This window comes from Luteimicrobium sp. NPDC057192, from assembly GCF_042670205.1.
In the GTDB taxonomy this organism is placed as follows: Bacteria; Actinomycetota; Actinomycetes; order Actinomycetales; family Cellulomonadaceae; genus Luteimicrobium.
Map to the genome: position 1 here is coordinate 16,074 of NZ_JBHUWD010000045.1, position 15,350 is coordinate 31,423.

Annotated in this window: 19 protein-coding genes; 9 read left to right on the plus strand and 10 right to left on the minus strand. The window is 73.4% G+C overall.

The window, feature by feature from the left end; translation table 11 throughout:
- Positions 1-76 precede the first annotated feature (76 nt).
- The 4 genes from ACFT5B_RS17545 to ACFT5B_RS17560 all read left to right on the plus strand — a co-directional run bounded on the left by ACFT5B_RS17545 (position 77) and on the right by ACFT5B_RS17560 (position 3,343).
- Entirely contained in the window at positions 77-1,339 is a 1,263-nt protein-coding gene (locus ACFT5B_RS17545; protein WP_386800464.1) for a sensor histidine kinase, read from the plus strand.
- Positions 1,332-2,042: a response regulator gene (locus tag ACFT5B_RS17550; RefSeq protein ID WP_386800465.1), complete on the plus strand. Its 711-nt coding sequence runs from the start codon at positions 1,332-1,334 to the stop codon at positions 2,040-2,042. Before ACFT5B_RS17545 ends, ACFT5B_RS17550 begins: the two co-directional genes overlap by 8 nt.
- Before the next feature lie 179 nt (positions 2,043-2,221).
- The gene (locus tag ACFT5B_RS17555; RefSeq protein ID WP_386800466.1) at positions 2,222-2,776 is read left to right on the plus strand and encodes a T6SS immunity protein Tdi1 domain-containing protein; all 555 of its coding nucleotides are present in this window, start codon (positions 2,222-2,224) and stop codon (positions 2,774-2,776) included.
- Positions 2,777-2,785: 9 nt separating this feature from the next.
- The gene (locus ACFT5B_RS17560; RefSeq protein WP_386800467.1) at positions 2,786-3,343 is read left to right on the plus strand and encodes a DUF6328 family protein; all 558 of its coding nucleotides are present in this window, start codon (positions 2,786-2,788) and stop codon (positions 3,341-3,343) included.
- A 13-nt stretch (positions 3,344-3,356) separates the two neighbouring features.
- On the opposite strand, the gene ACFT5B_RS17565 is transcribed toward ACFT5B_RS17560, so the two are convergent.
- Together ACFT5B_RS17565 and ACFT5B_RS17570 are read right to left on the minus strand one after the other, a co-directional pair.
- The gene (locus ACFT5B_RS17565) at positions 3,357-3,902 is read right to left on the minus strand and encodes a DUF1772 domain-containing protein (protein ID WP_386800468.1); all 546 of its coding nucleotides are present in this window, start codon (positions 3,900-3,902) and stop codon (positions 3,357-3,359) included.
- Between the two features lie 116 nt (positions 3,903-4,018).
- Positions 4,019-4,516 (minus strand): pyridoxamine 5'-phosphate oxidase family protein, encoded by a 498-nt coding sequence (locus tag ACFT5B_RS17570; protein ID WP_386800469.1) that lies wholly within the window; start codon positions 4,514-4,516, stop codon positions 4,019-4,021.
- A gap of 95 nt (positions 4,517-4,611) precedes the next feature.
- Here ACFT5B_RS17570 and ACFT5B_RS17575 point away from each other — a divergent pair, with 95 nt between their 5' ends.
- On the plus strand, positions 4,612-5,541 hold the full coding sequence (locus ACFT5B_RS17575) for a cupin domain-containing protein (RefSeq protein WP_386800470.1): 930 nt from the start codon (positions 4,612-4,614) through the stop codon (positions 5,539-5,541).
- Here ACFT5B_RS17575 and ACFT5B_RS17580 read toward each other — a convergent pair.
- Positions 5,513-6,619, minus strand: coding sequence for a tyrosine-type recombinase/integrase (locus ACFT5B_RS17580; protein ID WP_386800471.1), 1,107 nt, complete (start codon positions 6,617-6,619; stop codon positions 5,513-5,515). The two genes, ACFT5B_RS17575 and ACFT5B_RS17580, sit on opposite strands and share 29 nt — an antisense overlap.
- A 227-nt stretch (positions 6,620-6,846) precedes the next feature.
- Here ACFT5B_RS17580 and ACFT5B_RS17585 point away from each other — a divergent pair, with 227 nt between their 5' ends.
- Complete coding sequence (locus tag ACFT5B_RS17585) at positions 6,847-7,431, plus strand: isochorismatase family protein (protein WP_386800472.1); 585 nt, start codon at positions 6,847-6,849, stop codon at positions 7,429-7,431.
- Here the strand turns inward: ACFT5B_RS17585 and ACFT5B_RS17590 are convergent.
- Both ACFT5B_RS17590 and ACFT5B_RS17595 read right to left on the minus strand, forming a co-directional pair.
- The gene (locus ACFT5B_RS17590) at positions 7,388-7,900 is read right to left on the minus strand and encodes a GNAT family N-acetyltransferase (RefSeq protein WP_386800473.1); all 513 of its coding nucleotides are present in this window, start codon (positions 7,898-7,900) and stop codon (positions 7,388-7,390) included. The two genes, ACFT5B_RS17585 and ACFT5B_RS17590, sit on opposite strands and share 44 nt — an antisense overlap.
- Before the next feature lie 149 nt (positions 7,901-8,049).
- Complete coding sequence (locus ACFT5B_RS17595) at positions 8,050-8,817, minus strand: inositol monophosphatase family protein (RefSeq protein WP_386800474.1); 768 nt, start codon at positions 8,815-8,817, stop codon at positions 8,050-8,052.
- A 165-nt stretch (positions 8,818-8,982) separates the two neighbouring features.
- Here ACFT5B_RS17595 and ACFT5B_RS17600 point away from each other — a divergent pair, with 165 nt between their 5' ends.
- A complete protein-coding gene (locus tag ACFT5B_RS17600; protein WP_386800475.1) occupies positions 8,983-9,387 on the plus strand; it encodes a VOC family protein in 405 nt (134 codons plus the stop codon).
- A 32-nt stretch (positions 9,388-9,419) separates the two neighbouring features.
- Here ACFT5B_RS17600 and ACFT5B_RS17605 read toward each other — a convergent pair whose 3' ends face one another.
- Genes ACFT5B_RS17605 through ACFT5B_RS17625 form a run of 5 tightly spaced genes read right to left on the minus strand, consistent with a single transcriptional unit; the run spans position 9,420 to position 14,066 of the window.
- Positions 9,420-10,301 carry a GNAT family N-acetyltransferase gene (locus tag ACFT5B_RS17605; RefSeq protein ID WP_386800476.1) on the minus strand — a complete coding sequence of 294 codons (882 nt, stop codon included), beginning with the start codon at positions 10,299-10,301 and terminating at the stop codon, positions 9,420-9,422.
- A 60-nt stretch (positions 10,302-10,361) separates the two neighbouring features.
- Positions 10,362-10,829, minus strand: coding sequence for an NUDIX hydrolase (locus ACFT5B_RS17610; protein ID WP_386800477.1), 468 nt, complete (start codon positions 10,827-10,829; stop codon positions 10,362-10,364).
- An 18-nt stretch (positions 10,830-10,847) separates the two neighbouring features.
- Positions 10,848-13,202, minus strand: a complete 2,355-nt coding sequence (locus ACFT5B_RS17615) for an ATP-binding cassette domain-containing protein (protein ID WP_386800478.1) — start codon at positions 13,200-13,202, stop codon at positions 10,848-10,850.
- On the minus strand, positions 13,199-13,612 hold the full coding sequence (locus ACFT5B_RS17620; protein ID WP_386800479.1) for a VOC family protein: 414 nt from the start codon (positions 13,610-13,612) through the stop codon (positions 13,199-13,201). Before ACFT5B_RS17620 ends, ACFT5B_RS17615 begins: the two co-directional genes overlap by 4 nt.
- A gap of 10 nt (positions 13,613-13,622) precedes the next feature.
- Positions 13,623-14,066, minus strand: a complete 444-nt coding sequence (locus tag ACFT5B_RS17625) for a helix-turn-helix transcriptional regulator (protein WP_386800480.1) — start codon at positions 14,064-14,066, stop codon at positions 13,623-13,625.
- 49 nt (positions 14,067-14,115) lie between these two features.
- Between ACFT5B_RS17625 and ACFT5B_RS17630 the strand changes: the two genes are divergently transcribed.
- Both ACFT5B_RS17630 and ACFT5B_RS17635 read left to right on the plus strand, forming a co-directional pair.
- On the plus strand, positions 14,116-14,757 hold the full coding sequence (locus ACFT5B_RS17630) for a GDSL-type esterase/lipase family protein (protein ID WP_386800481.1): 642 nt from the start codon (positions 14,116-14,118) through the stop codon (positions 14,755-14,757).
- Between the two features lie 192 nt (positions 14,758-14,949).
- Complete coding sequence (locus tag ACFT5B_RS17635) at positions 14,950-15,294, plus strand: RNA polymerase-binding protein RbpA (RefSeq protein ID WP_036950226.1); 345 nt, start codon at positions 14,950-14,952, stop codon at positions 15,292-15,294.
- Positions 15,295-15,350 lie beyond the last annotated feature (56 nt).

Consider the following 15,350-nt stretch of genomic DNA (forward strand, 5'->3'; position numbering starts at 1 on the left):
CGTCCCCGAGAACGACGCGGCCCGTCGTCCTCCAGGAGGACGACGCCCCAGGTGACCCGGCCCTAGGGTCGGTGCCATGACCCACCCCGCCCCGCCCGTGCACGGACCCGCCCCGGTGGCCCCGCGCCGGCGCCCGGGACGGCGCGCACCCGGGCCGTGGCTCGACATCGCGGTGGCGGTCGCGTCCTTCGCGCTCTTCACGCTCCCGGTCGTCCTGTCGCCGCCGAGCGACGCCCACCCCCTCGCCACGCCCCTCCTCGGGCTCCTCGTGGCAGCGCCGCTCGCGTGGGCGCGACGGGCGCCGACGGTCGCCCTGGCACTGGTCTCCGCCGGGCTCGTCGCCGCCGCGCTCACCGGCGTCCGGGTCACCCCGTTCGTGAGCGACCTCGGCCCCGCGCTCGGCGTCGCCGCCTACGCGTGCGCGACACGCCTCCCACGCCGGACCGCCCTCATCGCGGTCGGAGCAGCAGCCGCCGTCGTGTCCGCGACCGACCTCGTCGCCCTCCACCTGTGGCCGGACCGCGATCAGGACCTCGTCCAGCTCCTGATCGCCGGCGCCGGATGGTTCATCGGCGACGTCGTACGCGCCCGGCGCGGCTTCGCCGAGGCGCTCGCGGCCGAGGAGGAGAGGCTCGCGCGCGAGGCGGACGCGCGGATCCGCGCTGAGGAGCGGCTGCGGGTGTCGCGCGACGTGCACGACGTCGTCTCGCACGCCCTGTCGCTCGTCGCGGTCCGCTCGGGCGTCGGCCGGGTGCTGCTCGACGACGACCCGGAGCAGGCACGGGCGGCGCTGGCGACGATCGAGGAGGTCAGCCGGCGTGCCCTCACCGAGCTGAGGGCCGTCCTCGCCGGTCTGCGGGACGTCGGCGACACGGCTCCGGGCACGGCCGAGCCCACGCTCGACGACGTGCCGGCGCTCGTCGCGTCGGTCGGCGAGGCCGGCGTCGACGCGGAGCTGCGGGTCGCCGGCGACGCCGGGTACGACCGGTTGCTCGAGACCTCCGCCTACCGGGTGGTCCAGGAGGCCCTGACGAACGCCGTCAAGCACGCGCCCGGGGCCCGGGTCCGGGTGACCCTGCAGCGCGTCCGGCCGCTCGTGGTCGTCGTCGAGAACACGTCCCCGACCGACCGGACCGGTGAGCCGCTCACCGGGTCGGGCTCCGGCCTCGACGGCATCCGCGCGCGGGTCGAGCTGCACGGCGGGCACGCCGACGCGGGCCCGGACGACCGCGGCGGCTGGCGCGTCCGGGCCGTCTTCGGGCCCGACGTCCCGGCAGAACTCACCGAAGCACCCCATACTGGGGCGCGTGCCGGACAACAGAGGCGTCCTGATGCCTGATCTGGGCGACCCCGTGGCCCCCGACCCGACGCGCGTGCTCGTCGTCGACGACGAGGCGCTGGTGCGTGCGGGGTTCCGGGCGCTCGTCGGGTCCGCGCCCGACCTCGAGGTCGTGGGGGAGGCGTCGCACGGCGCCGACGCGGTCCGCCAGGCCCGGGCCCTCCACCCCGACGTCGTCCTCATGGACCTGCGCATGCCGGTCATGGACGGGCTCGAGGCCACCCGCTACCTCGTGGGCGAGCCCGACGGGCCGCGGGTGCTCGTAGTCACGACGTTCGACCACGACGAGCACGTCTTCCAGGCCCTGCGCGCGGGCGCGAGCGGGTTCGTCCTCAAGGACACGCCCCCGGAACGGCTGCTGGAGGCCATCCGGGTCGTCGCGACCGGCGAGTCGCTGCTCGCGCCGAGCGTGACCACGCGGCTCGTCGCGGCGTTCGTCCGGCAGCCGCCCACCGCGCCGGCGTCCTCCGCCGTCGACGACCGTCTCGCCGGGCTCACGGACCGCGAGCGCGAGGTCCTCGCGCTGGTCGCACGGGGCCGGTCCAACGCGGAGCTCGCCGCCGAGCTCGTCGTCGAGCTCACCACGGTCAAGACGCACGTGAGCCGGCTCCTGACGAAGCTCGGCGCCCGTGACCGCGCCCAGCTCGTCGTCCTGGCGTACGAGACAGGCCTGGTGACGCCGTCGGCCCGGGCCGACGGCTAGGGCGTGTCTCCTAACTCCGAGGTGAGGTGGTCGGCAAACTAGCGGTGGTGAGTCGGTTGGCTTCGCAGCCGAGTTCCGGTCCACGACAACTGTGTGCGCCCCGGGGCGCTTCGGGTTTCACGACGGGAGCCAGGGTGCTTGAGAGGTTCGCCGAACACTTCCGGGTCGAAGTTTCGCCCATGTCAACGATCAGCGCTACGGATCTCCTGCGCCGGTCAGGCGGCACGACGATCCGTGGAGGGCTCTACCGGATCCATACCTCTACCTCGGCGGGACGCGCCGATGCGCTGGTGCGCGCGGCCTACCCGGAGTTCACGTCCACCGTCTCGTGCTTCGGGCACGACTGGCTCGGGCGGCAGTTCTCCCTAGACGCAAGACGCGGGCCAGCGCACGAACCGACCGTCCTCATGTTCGAAATCGGCACAGGCGAGGCGCTGGAGATCCCCGTGCCCTTTTCCGAGTTCCATGACATCGAGCTGGTGGACTACCCGGGCGCAGCACTCGCCGCGGGGTTCTTCGAGACGTGGCTAGAGTCAGGCCAGCCGTCTCCCTCGCCTGACCAGTGCGTCGGGTATCGCGTGCCTCTCTTCCTGGGCGGCGACGACGACATCACGAACCTCGAGATGACTGACCTCGACGTCTACTGGTCCTTGCTCGGCCAGATGCGAGTGGGCCTGAGCGGCGCCAGCGAAGGAACAGCCGTGGCACGGGTCGACTTGGGCGACATGCCCTAGCGTGGGACCGTGCGCGACGATGCGACGGCCGGCGACGCCCCGGCCCCCGACGACACCCCCGACGACGGCCCCTGGGCGCCCGACGACGCGGGCCGCCGCGAGACGGTCGCCGAGCGGCTCGACCGGAACTGGAACGAGCTGCTCCAGGAGCTGCGCGTCACCCAGACCGGCGCCCAGGTCCTCACGGGCTTCCTCCTGACCGTCCCGTTCCAGCAGCGGTTCGGGCGCCTCGACGACCTCGAGGTCGTCACGTACCTCGTCCTCGTCGCGCTCTCGACGACCGCGACCGGCCTCCTCGTCGCGCCCGTGAGCCTGCACCGCTACCTGTTCCGGCGGCGGCTCAAGCGCGAGACCGTCGTCCTCGGGCACAGGCTCGCGCGCCTGGGGCTGCTGGCCCTGGGCCTGACGATCGTGGGTTGCGTGTTCTTCCTCTTCGACGTGGTCGTCTCGGTCGCGGCCGGGGCGGTCGCCGGAGGAGTGGCGCTGTGCGGGCTGATCGGCCTGTGGGTCGTGCTGCCGTGGTCGGTGGCCCGTCGGTCGCCCGGATCGACCCCGGCACCCTTCTGAGCCGTCCGGCCGCTCAACGGGCAACGGCAGCCACGGTGGTGCTGACCAGGTCCGCGGCCGCCGACGCCTTCGGGGTCGCGCCCTTCGCCGCGAAAGCGGCGGCGGCGAGCACGAGGGTCGCGCTCGAGGCGATCGTCCGGACGAGGTTCCCGGCGTTCCAGCGACCGATGAAGTCCGCCCAGACGGTCGCCGGGTCGGCGTGCGGCTTCGCGGCCGCGAGCGCCTGGTTGAGCGGGACGTTCACGGCGCCCGTCGTGACGATCGTCCCGACGACGTAGACGGCGGCGGCGGCGAGCAGGAGCAGGCCGGCGGTGCGCTGGCCCGAGCGCAGCGCGAGGAACCCCGCGACCGCGGCGAAGACGGGGACCAGCATGAACACCGCGAGGAACAGCGGGTTCTCGATCCGGGCGTTGATCTGGCGCATCGCGGGAACGGCCGTCGCGGGGCCTGCCGCCGACAGCCCCGGCATGACGCCGACCGCGAAGGCGAAGAACGTGCCGGCCATCGCTCCCGCGGAGAGGACGGTGAGACCGGTCAGGACGGCGGTGAGAGGACGCACGGTGACTCCTTCGAGGCTGCGGCGGCCGGACGACCACCTGCCACTGAGTCAACCGGGTCGCGCGACCTGCGGACATGGCCCAGACGCTCGACAGCATGCGCGAGCGTCTCAGGGCGTCACTCCTGCCGGGCCGCCCGCCGGCGAGCCAGCTCCTCGACCGCGGTCGGGAGCGTCGTCTCGAAGTCGATCAGCTTGGCCCAGGTCGGCGTCACGACGATCCGGACCATGCCGTCGACGTAGAGCGACCGCACCTCGGCCTCCCACGTGACCCGCTGCTCGGGGGTCATCTGGTAGGTCGTGTTGGCCTCGACGAACTCGTCGGGGATGCCGTCCACCGGGTCGAGCTCGGCGCGCCCGCGGATCAGGAGGATCTTCGGCGGGTGGACCTCGGTGTCGATGGTCAGCGCGACCGCGGGGGCGGCACGGAGCGCGGCGACCTTCGGAGCGCCCGGCGGCGAGCACATCACGATCGTCGAGCCGTTCCACGAGAACCCGATCGGGATGCAGCGGGGCGTGCCGTCCGGCGCGACGTACGCGAGCCGTGTCAGGTCGCGGGCCAGCAGCTCGCGGCTCGTCGGACGGTCGAGGATCTCGGCGATCTCGTCGGGTCGCATGGCATCTCCCTCGTTGCGTGCGGTCCGACCACCGTGCCACGAGGCGGCCGTCGTGTCGTGCCCTGAGGGTGCACCGCTGCGCCTACGGTGACGGGGTGGACCCCCTCACCGCGCTCCTCGACGGCCCTCGCGCGCGCGGGGCGTTCCTGCTCCGCGCGTCGTTCGACCCGCCGTGGTCGGTGCGGATCGCCGACGAGGCCCCCGCCACGGTCGTCGCGGTCACCCACGGCAGCGCCGCGTTCGCGTCCGACGCGGGGCCGCAGGTGATCCTCGGACCCGGCGACATCGTCGTCGTCCCCGGCCCCACGCCGTACACCATGGCCCACACGCCCGGGACCCCGCCGGACGTCGTCGTGCACCCGGGGCAGGTCTGCCGGTCGCCCGCGGGGGAGCCCATGACCGAGCGCATGACGCTCGGGCTGCGCGCGTGGGGGAACGCGCTGCCGGGCGAGGCGCGCATGCTCGTCGGCACGTACCCGCTGCCCGACGCGACGAGCCGGCGCATCCTCGCCGGCCTGCCGCCGCTCGCGGTCCTCGGTCCCACCGGTGCGGCGCGGCGCCTCGTCGACGTGCTCGACGACGAGCTCGCGCGTGACGAGCCGGGGCAGGAGGTCGTCCTCGACCGGGTGCTCGACCTGCTCCTCGTGACCGCGCTGCGCGACTGGTTCGCCGCGCCCGGCGCCGACCGCCCGGGCTGGCTGCGCGCAGCCCACGACCCGGACGTCGGGCGCGCGCTCGCGGCGATCCACGACGACCCGGCCCACGGCTGGACGGTGGAGTCGCTCGCGGCCGGCGCGGGAATGTCGCGCGCGGCGTTCGCGCGACGGTTCCGCGAGCTGGTCGGCGAGACGCCGCTCGGCTACCTCACGGGCGTGCGGCTCGCGCTCGCGGCGGACCTGCTGACGTCGTCGGACGCGACGCTCGAGACGGTGGCCCGACGCGTCGGGTACGCGACGCCGTTCGCGCTGAGCGCCGCGTTCAAGCGGGTCCACGGGCTCAGCCCGCAGCAGTACCGGGCTCGCTGAGGGGGAGGGGCTCCGCGGGCGAGGTCCCGCCCGGCGCCTCGGACCGGAGGGTGAGCGGGTGCGCGGCGATCGCCGCGGCGAGCTCGCCCTCGATCCGGTCGAGGTAGACGCCGGTCGTGGCGATCGACGCGTGCCCGAGGAGCTCGGCGACCACCTTGACGTCCCAGCCGTGCGCGACGAGCAGCGTCGCTGTCGTGTGCCGCAGGGCGTGCGGCGTCGCACCGCGGCGCAGGTCGCCGGGGACGCGCCTCATGGCGCGCGTCAGCAGCGCCCGCACCGACTGGGCGTCCATGCGACGCCCCCGCCAGCTCAGCAGCAGCGCCCGCTGGGCGTCGGCCGACGCGTCGCCGCGTGCCAGGAGCGAGGGCCGGAGGCCGCCCAGGTAGTCGCTCAGGGCGTCCTCGAGCGGCGCCGAGAGGCTGACCGTCCGCACCGCGCCACCCTTGCCCCGGATGCGCCAGCGGGCGGCGCCGGGCTCGCGGACGACGTCGTCGAGATCGGCCCGCACGAGCTCGGACACGCGCGGCCCCAGAACCAGGAGCAGCGCGATCACGAGCCGGTCGCGGAGGGCGAGGTCCTGGTCGCGGCGCGCGGGCTGCTCGTGCACCGCGCCCTCCGTGGCGTCCAGGAGCGCCTTGGCCGACGACGCCGGCAGCGCGGTGCGCTCGACGCGCAGGCCGCCGCGCGTGCGGGCCGGGGGAGCGGCCCAGAGGAACGGGTTGGCCTGGACCCAGGCGTGCTTGGTGGCGTGCGTGAAGAACCGCGAGACGGACTGGCGGAAGCGATTGACGCTCGCGGTCGACCTGCCCGGTCCGCCCGGTTTCTCCGACGGGTCGCTGTAGCGGGCGTCGGGGGCGAGCTGGTAGCGGACGAGGACGTCGTCGAGATCCTCGCCCGAGATGTCGTCGAGGACGCGGTCAGGTCCCGCGAGGACCGAGAACTCGCGCAGGTCGCGCGTGTAGGTGTCGCGGGTCGTGGGGGAGAGGATGCCGCGCAGGGTCTCCGCGTCGACGACCGTGCGGTAGCGGCGGACCGCCTCGGCGACGGTGAGCCTGACGACGCGGGGCGGTGCTGCCACGGGACCTCCTGGGGGCTTCGGACGGGACGACCGTAGGGGACGGGTCAGACATCACGGACGACGGGCGGCCGGGGCTGGCGGCCGAGCCTCTGCGAAACTGTTCAGTTGAGACATACAAAATGGTATCAATCGGACATCGACCCGATGGCGGGAGCGATGTCCGGGGTCGGGCGTAGCGTCGCCATCAACCCGTCACCCCGTCCACCGGCTCGAAGGGGAGTCCACTCATGAGCACGCTCACCGACCGCCCGAACACGGCGCTCCTGGTCGTCGACGTCCAGAACGGCGTGGTGGGCGAGGCCTATCACCGTGACGCCGTCGTCGCGAACGTCGCAGCCCTCGTCGACAAGGCGCGAGCCGCCGACGTGCCCGTCGTGTGGGTCCAGCACTCGCACCCGGAGGGAATGCCGCGCGGGGGCGAGGGGTGGGAGATCGTGCCCGAGCTGACCGTGGCGCGCGACGAGCCCGTCGTCCAGAAGGAGTACCCGGACTCGTTCGAGGACACGGACCTCGAGGAACGGCTGGCCGAGCTCGCCGTGGGCAGCCTCGTGGTGGCGGGCGCGCAGACCGACGAGTGCATCCGGTCGACGCTCCACGGCGCGATCGCGCGCGGCTACGACGCGACGCTCGTGTCGGACGCGCACACCACCGAGGACCTCTCGGAGTTCGGTGCGCCGACGCCCGACCTCGTGATCGCGCACACCAACCTGTACTGGGAGAACCACCGGGCGCCGAGGCGCCGGGCAGGGACGGTCACGACCGCCGAGGTCAGCTTCGAGACGGTGTCGGACGCTCGTGCAGAGCGCGCGTGAGGCGCCGCTCGAGCCGGCCGGACGGCTGGGCGTGCTGCCGCTCGTCGGTGGGCGTCCAGCCTGCGCGCAGGTAGACGCCCTGCGCGCGGGCGTTGTCGTCGAGCACCCAGAGGGTGAGCTCGTGAGCGCCGAGCGTGACGGCCCAGCGCTCGACCCGAGCCAGGAGCGCGGCCGCCGTGCCCTGGCCCCAGGCGCGCGGGTCGACCGCGAGGTAGGACAGCTCGGCTCGCTGTGCGTCAGGAGCCGCCACGCCGAAGCCGGTCGGCCGGTGGGAACCCGTCGCGAGGAACAGGACGGCGCCCGGCGGCGCGAGCCGGGCCCGGATGCCGGCGAGCTGGCGTTCCCAGGGCGCCGGCGTGTCGAGTCCGTCACGGCGTGCCGTCGCCTCGGCCCAGATTCTCGCTGCGGACGCGATGTCGTCGTCGGTCGCTTCGGCGGTCGTGAGGACGCGCACCCGGGTCGACGGCACCGGCTTCATCGTCGCACCGCAGCGTAGGCGTCGATGCGGGGCGAGAGGGGCGCCGTCGGCCCCGAGAGGGGTGCGCCCACCAGGCGTAATGACATAACGTACATTATCGGATCGCGACGAGAGTGGATTACCGGACCGGTCCGGGGTCGTCAGGCGCCGCGTCGCAGCGGGTAGGCCAGCGTCGTGAACAGCGCGTCGTGCAGTGCGGTGTTCGAGTAGAGGCCGCCGCCGGCGTCGCTCGCGTGCCCTCCGGTGACGTCGGTGAACGCGCCGCCTGCCTCGTCGACGAGCAGGATCCAGGGTGCGTGGTCCCACGCGTGGTAGCCCTCGGCAAGCAAGGCGTCGATCTCCCCGCGGACGAGCTCCACCAACGGCAACGGGCTCGACGGCGGCCGGAACCCGGACGGCAGCTCCGCCCGGGCGGCGCCCTCGAACGCTTCGAGGGCTGCGTCACCGACGCGCGACGTGGCGCTGACGGCGAGCCGGCGAGCTCCGCCGTCGACGGCGGGCCACGGGCCTTCGAAGGCCCCGCCGCCTCGTGTCGCCCACCAGCGCAGGCCCAGCGCGGGCGAGGTCACGACCGCCAGCTCGGTGACCCCGCCGACCTCGAGCGCGACGTGGATCCGCCAGTTCGGGTCGTTCCTGGCGAAGTAGCCCGTGCCGTCGATCGGGTCGAGGATCCAGACCCGCTCGGACTCCCCCGTGCGGCCGTGCTCCTCACCGAGGAACGCGTCGCCGGGACGGGCTGCGGCGAGGCTCTCGCGCAGAAGCCGCTCGACGGCGAGGTCGGCGTCCGTGACCGGCGTTCCGTCCGCCTTCGTCGTCGCGGTGACGCCCGTGGCGAAGAACGTCAGGGCGAGGCCGGCGGCGCGGTCCGCGGCGTCGAACGCCACCTCGAGGTCTGTCAGGTGTCCCATCGCCGCCACGGTAGCGCCGCGAGCGGCGCGGTGGGACCGGCGTACGCCGCGCGGACAGTGCGCTCCCCCCGCCGTGCGCCCGCGCGCGGATCCTCGAGCAGCACAATGTCCGAAATGTGAGGGCGTAGCCTGCTGGAGAAGGCTCACGCGACGAGGAGGTCGCTCATGGCGACGGTGAGCGTGCGGTACGTCGTCGACGACGTCGACGCGGCGATCGCGTTCTACACCCAGGTCCTCGGCTTCGAGCTGGTCATGCACCCGGCCGAGGCGTTCGCGATGCTGACGCGCGGCGACCTGCGGCTCGTGCTCAGCAGACCCGGTGGCGGTCCGGGCGGCGGTCAGGCGATGCCCGACGGCACGATCCCGGCACCCGGCGGCTGGAACCGTTTCGCGCTCGAGGTCGACGACCTCGCGTCCCTGGTCTCGGACCTCCGCGGGCGCGGGATCCGGTTCCGGAGCGGCGTCGTCGAGGGCGTGGGCGGACGGCAGGTCATCGTCGAGGACCCGTCCGGGAACCCTGTGGAGCTGTTCGAGCCGATCCTCGACGAGGCCCGCCTGCGCCCCGAGTGACACTGCTCCCCCGGCTGGACGGCGTCCGGGCGTCAGGGCGCGACGGAGCCAGGCCGCGTCGCGTCCAGACGCTGTTCTTCCGCCACGAAACCGGCGGATCGGTACGTCTCGACGGCCGGGACGTTCGCCGTCGGGGTGCAGACGATCGCGCTCGACGAACCGAGCTCGCGGAGCACCTGGGCGCACGCGAGGCTGATCGCCCTTCCGCACCCGCGCCGACGATGCTCGTGGTGCACGCCCACGGGCTCGAGCAACCCTGGTCTGCCTGGCCCCGCGGACCACACGGTGGCCGCCGCGACCGCGGTGCCGTCGCCGTCGAAGCCCACGAGGCAGCGGCCGTCCGCGTACGCGGGGCCGGCTGCCATCACGCGCCAGGCCTCGTCCGTGAACGTGGACCCGGGGAACGACGCGCGGTGCACCGCGGTGCGCACGCTCACGTCGGCTCCGCCGGCGACCTCGACGCGCAGACCCGCGTCCTCCACGGGAGCGGCGAGATCCCGGCGCAGCGGTGTCCACGACTCCCCTGCCGCCCACCCGTCCGCGAGCGCCAGGTCGTGGAGGACGGCGCCGTTCGGTGTCTCGAGGGACGCGGTTCCTGCGGGGAGGATGCCGCGGTCGGGGTCGTCGAGGTCGGTGAGGATCTGCTGGGCGAGGGTCTCGTCGGTGAGGATCCGGGGGTCGAGGGCGAGTCGGAGGAGGTCGGGGGCGTCGAGCATGCCGACGGCGGCGAGGGTGCCGTCGTCGTGGCGCCAGGAGCGGAGGACGGCGGCTGCGGTGCCGTTGCCGGCGCGTTCCTTCCAGCCGAGGTCGCCGGGGTGGAGCTGGAGCGTGGTGCCTTCTCGTTGCCAGGCGCGGAGGGCGCGGAGGGCTTGGTCGAGCGTCGTGGTGCCGGGGGTGTCCAGCGTCGTTGCCATGGTGTCGATGACACACCCGGGGCGGGCGCGCTCTCGAGGTGTTTTCGGGGTCGACGGTCTCTAGCCGAGGTAGGGGTGGGTCCGTCGTTCGAGGCCGTGCTGGAGGCGCAGGCGCATGGAGGGGTGCATGGGCAGGGCGGTGGCGTCGGCGGGGGTGACCCAGGCGACGGCCTTGCTCTCGGCGCTGGTGCGGGCCTCTCCCCCGAGGAGTCGTGCGGTGAAGCAGAGGGAGAACTGCTGGCGGACCTCGCCGTCGTCGTAGGCGATGACGTGGTGGGGGTTGGTGTAGGTGCCGACGAGGCCGGTGACCTCGACGTCGTAGCCGGTCTCTTCGAGGACCTCGCGGACGACGGTGGCGGTGATGGTCTCGCCGGGTTCGTGGCCGCCGCCGGGCAGGGCCCAGAGGTCGTTGTCGGTCTTGTGGACGAGGAGGACGGCGCCGTCGTGCTCGACGACGGCGACGACGGACGGGACGACGGAGTTGATGGAGGGGGCGTCGGGGTCGTCGACGTAGTCGGTGCGGGCCACGTGTCGACGGTACCGGGGTCAGGAGCGGACGTAGTCGGCGAGGTGCTGCCCGGTGAGCGTGGAGCGGCCGGCGACGAGGTCGGCGGGCGTGCCCTCGAACACGATCTGCCCGCCGTCGTGCCCGGCGCCGGGGCCGAGGTCGATGATCCAGTCGGCGTGCGCCATGACGGCCTGGTGGTGCTCGATGACGACGACGGACTTCCCGGAGTCGACGATGCGGTCGAGGAGCCCGAGGAGCTGGGCGACGTCGGCGAGGTGCAGGCCGGTGGTGGGCTCGTCGAGGACGATCACGCCGCCCTTGTCGCCCAGGTGCGTGGCGAGCTTGAGCCGCTGGCGCTCGCCGCCCGAGAGCGTGGTGAGGGGTTGCCCGATGGTGAGGTAGCCGAGGCCGACGTCGGTGATGCGGCCGAGGACGGTGTGCGCCGCGGGCACGCGCGACTCCCCCGTGCCGAAGAACTCCTCGGCGTCGGCCGCGGACATCGCGAGGACCTCGCTGATGTCCTTCCCGCCGAGGTGGTACTCGAGCACCGACGCCTGGAACCGGCGGCCCTCGCACTCCTCGCAGACGGTGGCGACGCCGGCCATCATCCCGAGGTCGGTGTACACGACGCCGGCGCCGTTGCAGGTGGGGCACGCGCCCTCGGAGTTGGCGCTGAACAGGGCGGGCTTGACCCCGTTGGCCTTGGCGAACGCCTTGCGGATCGGGTCGAGCAGGCCGGTGTAGGTCGCGGGGTTGCTGCGCCGGGACCCGCGGATCGCGGTCTGGTCGACGTGCACGACGCCGTCGCGCCCGACGACGGACCCGGTGACGAGCGAGCTCTTGCCCGAGCCTGCGACGCCCGTGACGACGACGAGCACCCCGAGGGGGATGTCGACGTCGACGTCGCGGAGGTTGTGGGAGCTCGCGCCACGGACTTCGAGCACGCCCGACGGCGCCCGCACCGACGCCTTGAGCGTCGCCCGGTCGTCGAGGTGCTTCCCGGTCAGGGTGCCGCTCGTGCGCAGGCCGTCGAGGGTTCCTTCGTAGACGATCTGCCCGCCCGCGGAGCCGGCGCCGGGGCCGAGGTCGACGACGTGGTCGGCGATGGCGATCATCTCGGGCTTGTGCTCGACGACGAGGACGGTGTTGCCCTTGTCGCGAAGCTGGCGCAGCAGGACGTTCATGCGGGTGATGTCGTGGGGGTGCAGCCCGACGGACGGCTCGTCGAAGACGTAGGTGACGTCGGTGAGGGCGGAGCCGAGGTGGCGGATCATCTTGGTGCGCTGGGCCTCGCCGCCGGACAGGGTGCCGGAGGGGCGGTCGAGGCTGAGGTAGCCGAGGCCGATCTCGACGAACGCGTCCAGGGTGTCCGCGAGCGCCCCGAGCAGCGGGGAGACGGACGGTTCGTCGAGTCCGCGGACCCAGGTGGCGAGGTCGCTGATCTGCATGGCGCAGGCGTCGGCGATGCTGGTGCCGTCGATCTTCGAGGAGCGGGCGCCCTCGCTGAGGCGGCTCCCGTGGCACTCGGGGCAGGTGGTGAAGGTGACGGCGCGTTCGACGAAGGCGCGGATGTGGGGCTGCATGGCGTCGACGTCCTTGGCGAGCATCGACTTGGTGATCTTGGGGATCAGGCCTTCGTAGGTGACGTTGATGCCCTCGACCTTGATCTTGGTGGGTTCCTTGTAGAGCAGGTCGTGGAGCTGGCGCTTGGTGAAGTCGCGGATGGGGGTGTCGGCGTCGAAGAACCCGGCCCCGCGGAAGATCCGCCCGTACCAGCCGTCCATGGTGTAGCCGGGGATCGTGAGGGCGCCGTCGTTGAGGGACTTCGTGTCGTCGTAGAGGGCGGTGAGGTCGAAGTCCTGGACGGTGCCGCGGCCTTCGCAGCGGGGGCACATGCCGCCGACGATGTGGAACTCGGCGCGCTCGCGCGTGGTGGCGGCGCCGCGTTCGACGGTGATCGCGCCGGCGCCGCTGGCTGACGCGACGTTGAACGAGAAGGCCTGGGGGGATCCGAGGTGCGGCTGCCCGAGCCGGCTGAACAGGATGCGCAGCATGGCGTTGGCGTCGGTCACGGTCCCGACGGTGGAGCGGGGGTTGGCTCCCATGCGTTCCTGGTCGACGACGATCGCGGTGGTCAGGCCGTCGAGGACGTCGACGTCGGGGCGGGCGAGCGTGGGCATGAACCCCTGCACGAACGCGCTGTACGTCTCGTTGATGAGGCGCTGGGACTCGGCGGCGACGGTCCCGAACACGAGCGAGCTCTTCCCGGACCCGGACAGCCCGGTGAACACGGTGAGCCGCCGCTTGGGCAGCTCGACGGACACGTCCTTGAGGTTGTTGACGCGTGCGCCGTGGACGCGGATCCGGTCGTGCGTGTCGGCGACCTCCGTCACGACGCCGCCTGCTGCACGCGCACGAGGTTGCCCGAGGGGTCGCGGAACGCGCAGTCCCGCACCCCGTACGGCTGGTCGGTGGGCTCCTGGACGATCTCGACGTCGTGCGCCTGGACCCGGTCGAACAGGCCGTCCAGGTCGGGGGTGGCCAGGTTGATCGACGCGAACGTCCCCTTGGCCATCATCTCGGCGATGGTGCGGCGCTCGTCGTCGGTCACGTCCGGGGCGGCGTCCGGCGGGTACAGGACGATCGAGGTCTCCGGGCGCCCGGCGGGGCCCACGGTGATCCAGTGCATGCCCTTGTAGCCGACGTCGTTCCTGACCTCGAAGCCGAGCGCGTCCCGGTAGAACGCGACCGCGGCCTCGGGGTCGTCCTGCGGCAGCAGCGCCGAGTGAATCGTGATGTCCATGACGGCCACGCTACGGGCGGCCCGACGGCGCCGCTTCTCGATTCCTGACGGGTCGCGTCACCTGCTTCGCGACGCACGACGGCATCCCGGCCGTCGCCTGCGCCTCCTGGTCCCGGTAGACGCTGGGCGGCATCCCGACGAGCTCGGTGAAGCGGGTGCTGAACGTGCCGAGGGACTGGCAGCCCACCGCGAAGCACACCTCGGTCACGCTGAGGTCCCCGCGGCGCAGGAGCGCCATCGCCCGCTCGATCCGCCGCGTCATGAGATAGCTGTACGGGGACACCCCGAACGCGAGCCGGAACTGGCGGCTCAGGTGCCCCGCCGACACGTGCACCCCCCGCGCGAGGGACTCCACGTCGAGGGGCCGCGCGTACTCGCGGTCGATCCGGTCCCGGACACGGCGCAGCAGCGCCAGGGTGCGCAGACGGTCCTCGTCCGCCGGTGAGCCGACCATGCCCCCGATCGTCCCACGGCCGGGCCCGCGACGTGGGAGCATGCGACCCATGACGGCCACGACCGGACCCGGCCCGGCGCGCGACGTGCGGGTCTGCGCTCTCGGCGACTCCTACGTCGCCGGGGTCGGCGACCCGCAGCACCTCGGCTGGGTGCGCCGCCTCGCCGCCCGCACCCACGCGGGCGGGCTGCCCCTGACCGTGTACGACCTGGGGGTCCGCCGGGACACCCTGGCCGACGTCGCCCGGCGCTGGCTCCCCGAGTGCGCCCCGCGGCTCCCCGCCGGCTGCGAGGGCCGGGTCCTCGTGTCCGGCGGCGTCAACGACACCACCGCGGCGGACGGCCCCGTCGGGGTCCGGGTGCGTCCCGACGACGCCGTCCGTCACCTGCGCACCGTCGTCCGCGGCGCCCGGGACCACGGCTGGGACGTGCTCGTCGTCGGCCCCGCAGCCACGGACGACGACGCCCACAACGCCCGCGCCGCCCGGCTCGACGCCGCCCTCGGGAAGTTCTGCGTCGCCGACGGCGTTCCCTACGTCGCCGTGCACGCGGCGCTCGCGAGCGACCCGACGTGGCGGCGCGAGGTCCGCGAGGGCGACGGCGCGCACCCCTCGTCGGGCGGGTACGACGTCCTGGCGACGCTCGTGGAGCCCGCCTGGAGGTCCTGGCTCGCCCCGCCGACGGCTTCCTAGCCCGCCCCCGGGACCGGCCCCTTCACGGGACCTTCACCAGCCGACGTGCATCGGACGGAACACTCCGGCAAAGTTACGCGTTGGTACCCTCGGAAAGCTTGTGCACCCGGCCGCATCCCGGCCGCGGTCGCACCGACGGGCCCGACCCGGCCCGGACGACGACAGCAACACAACCATCATGTGGAGGACGACATGGCAGACCGCTCGCTGCGCGGCATGAGCATCGGTGCGAAGAGCATGGAGTCCGACGAGGGCGTGGACTTCGCGCCCCGGTTCCAGGCGCACTACGACTGCCCCAACGGGCACACCATCATCCTCCCGTTCTCGGTCGAGGCCGAGGTGCCCCCGACCTGGGAGTGCCGGTGCGGCGAGGAGGCGCTCCTGCGGGACGCCGAGCGCCCCGAGGCCAAGGCCACCAAGCCGCAGCGCACCCACTGGGACATGCTCCTGGAGCGCCGCACGATCAAGGAGCTCGAGGAGCTCCTCGACGAGCGGCTCGAGCTCCTGCGCGCGGGCAAGCTCCGCCGCAGCGCCTGACCCGCACGCCGGCACCCCGGCACCGTACGACGAGGGCTCCCGACCGCGAGGTCGGG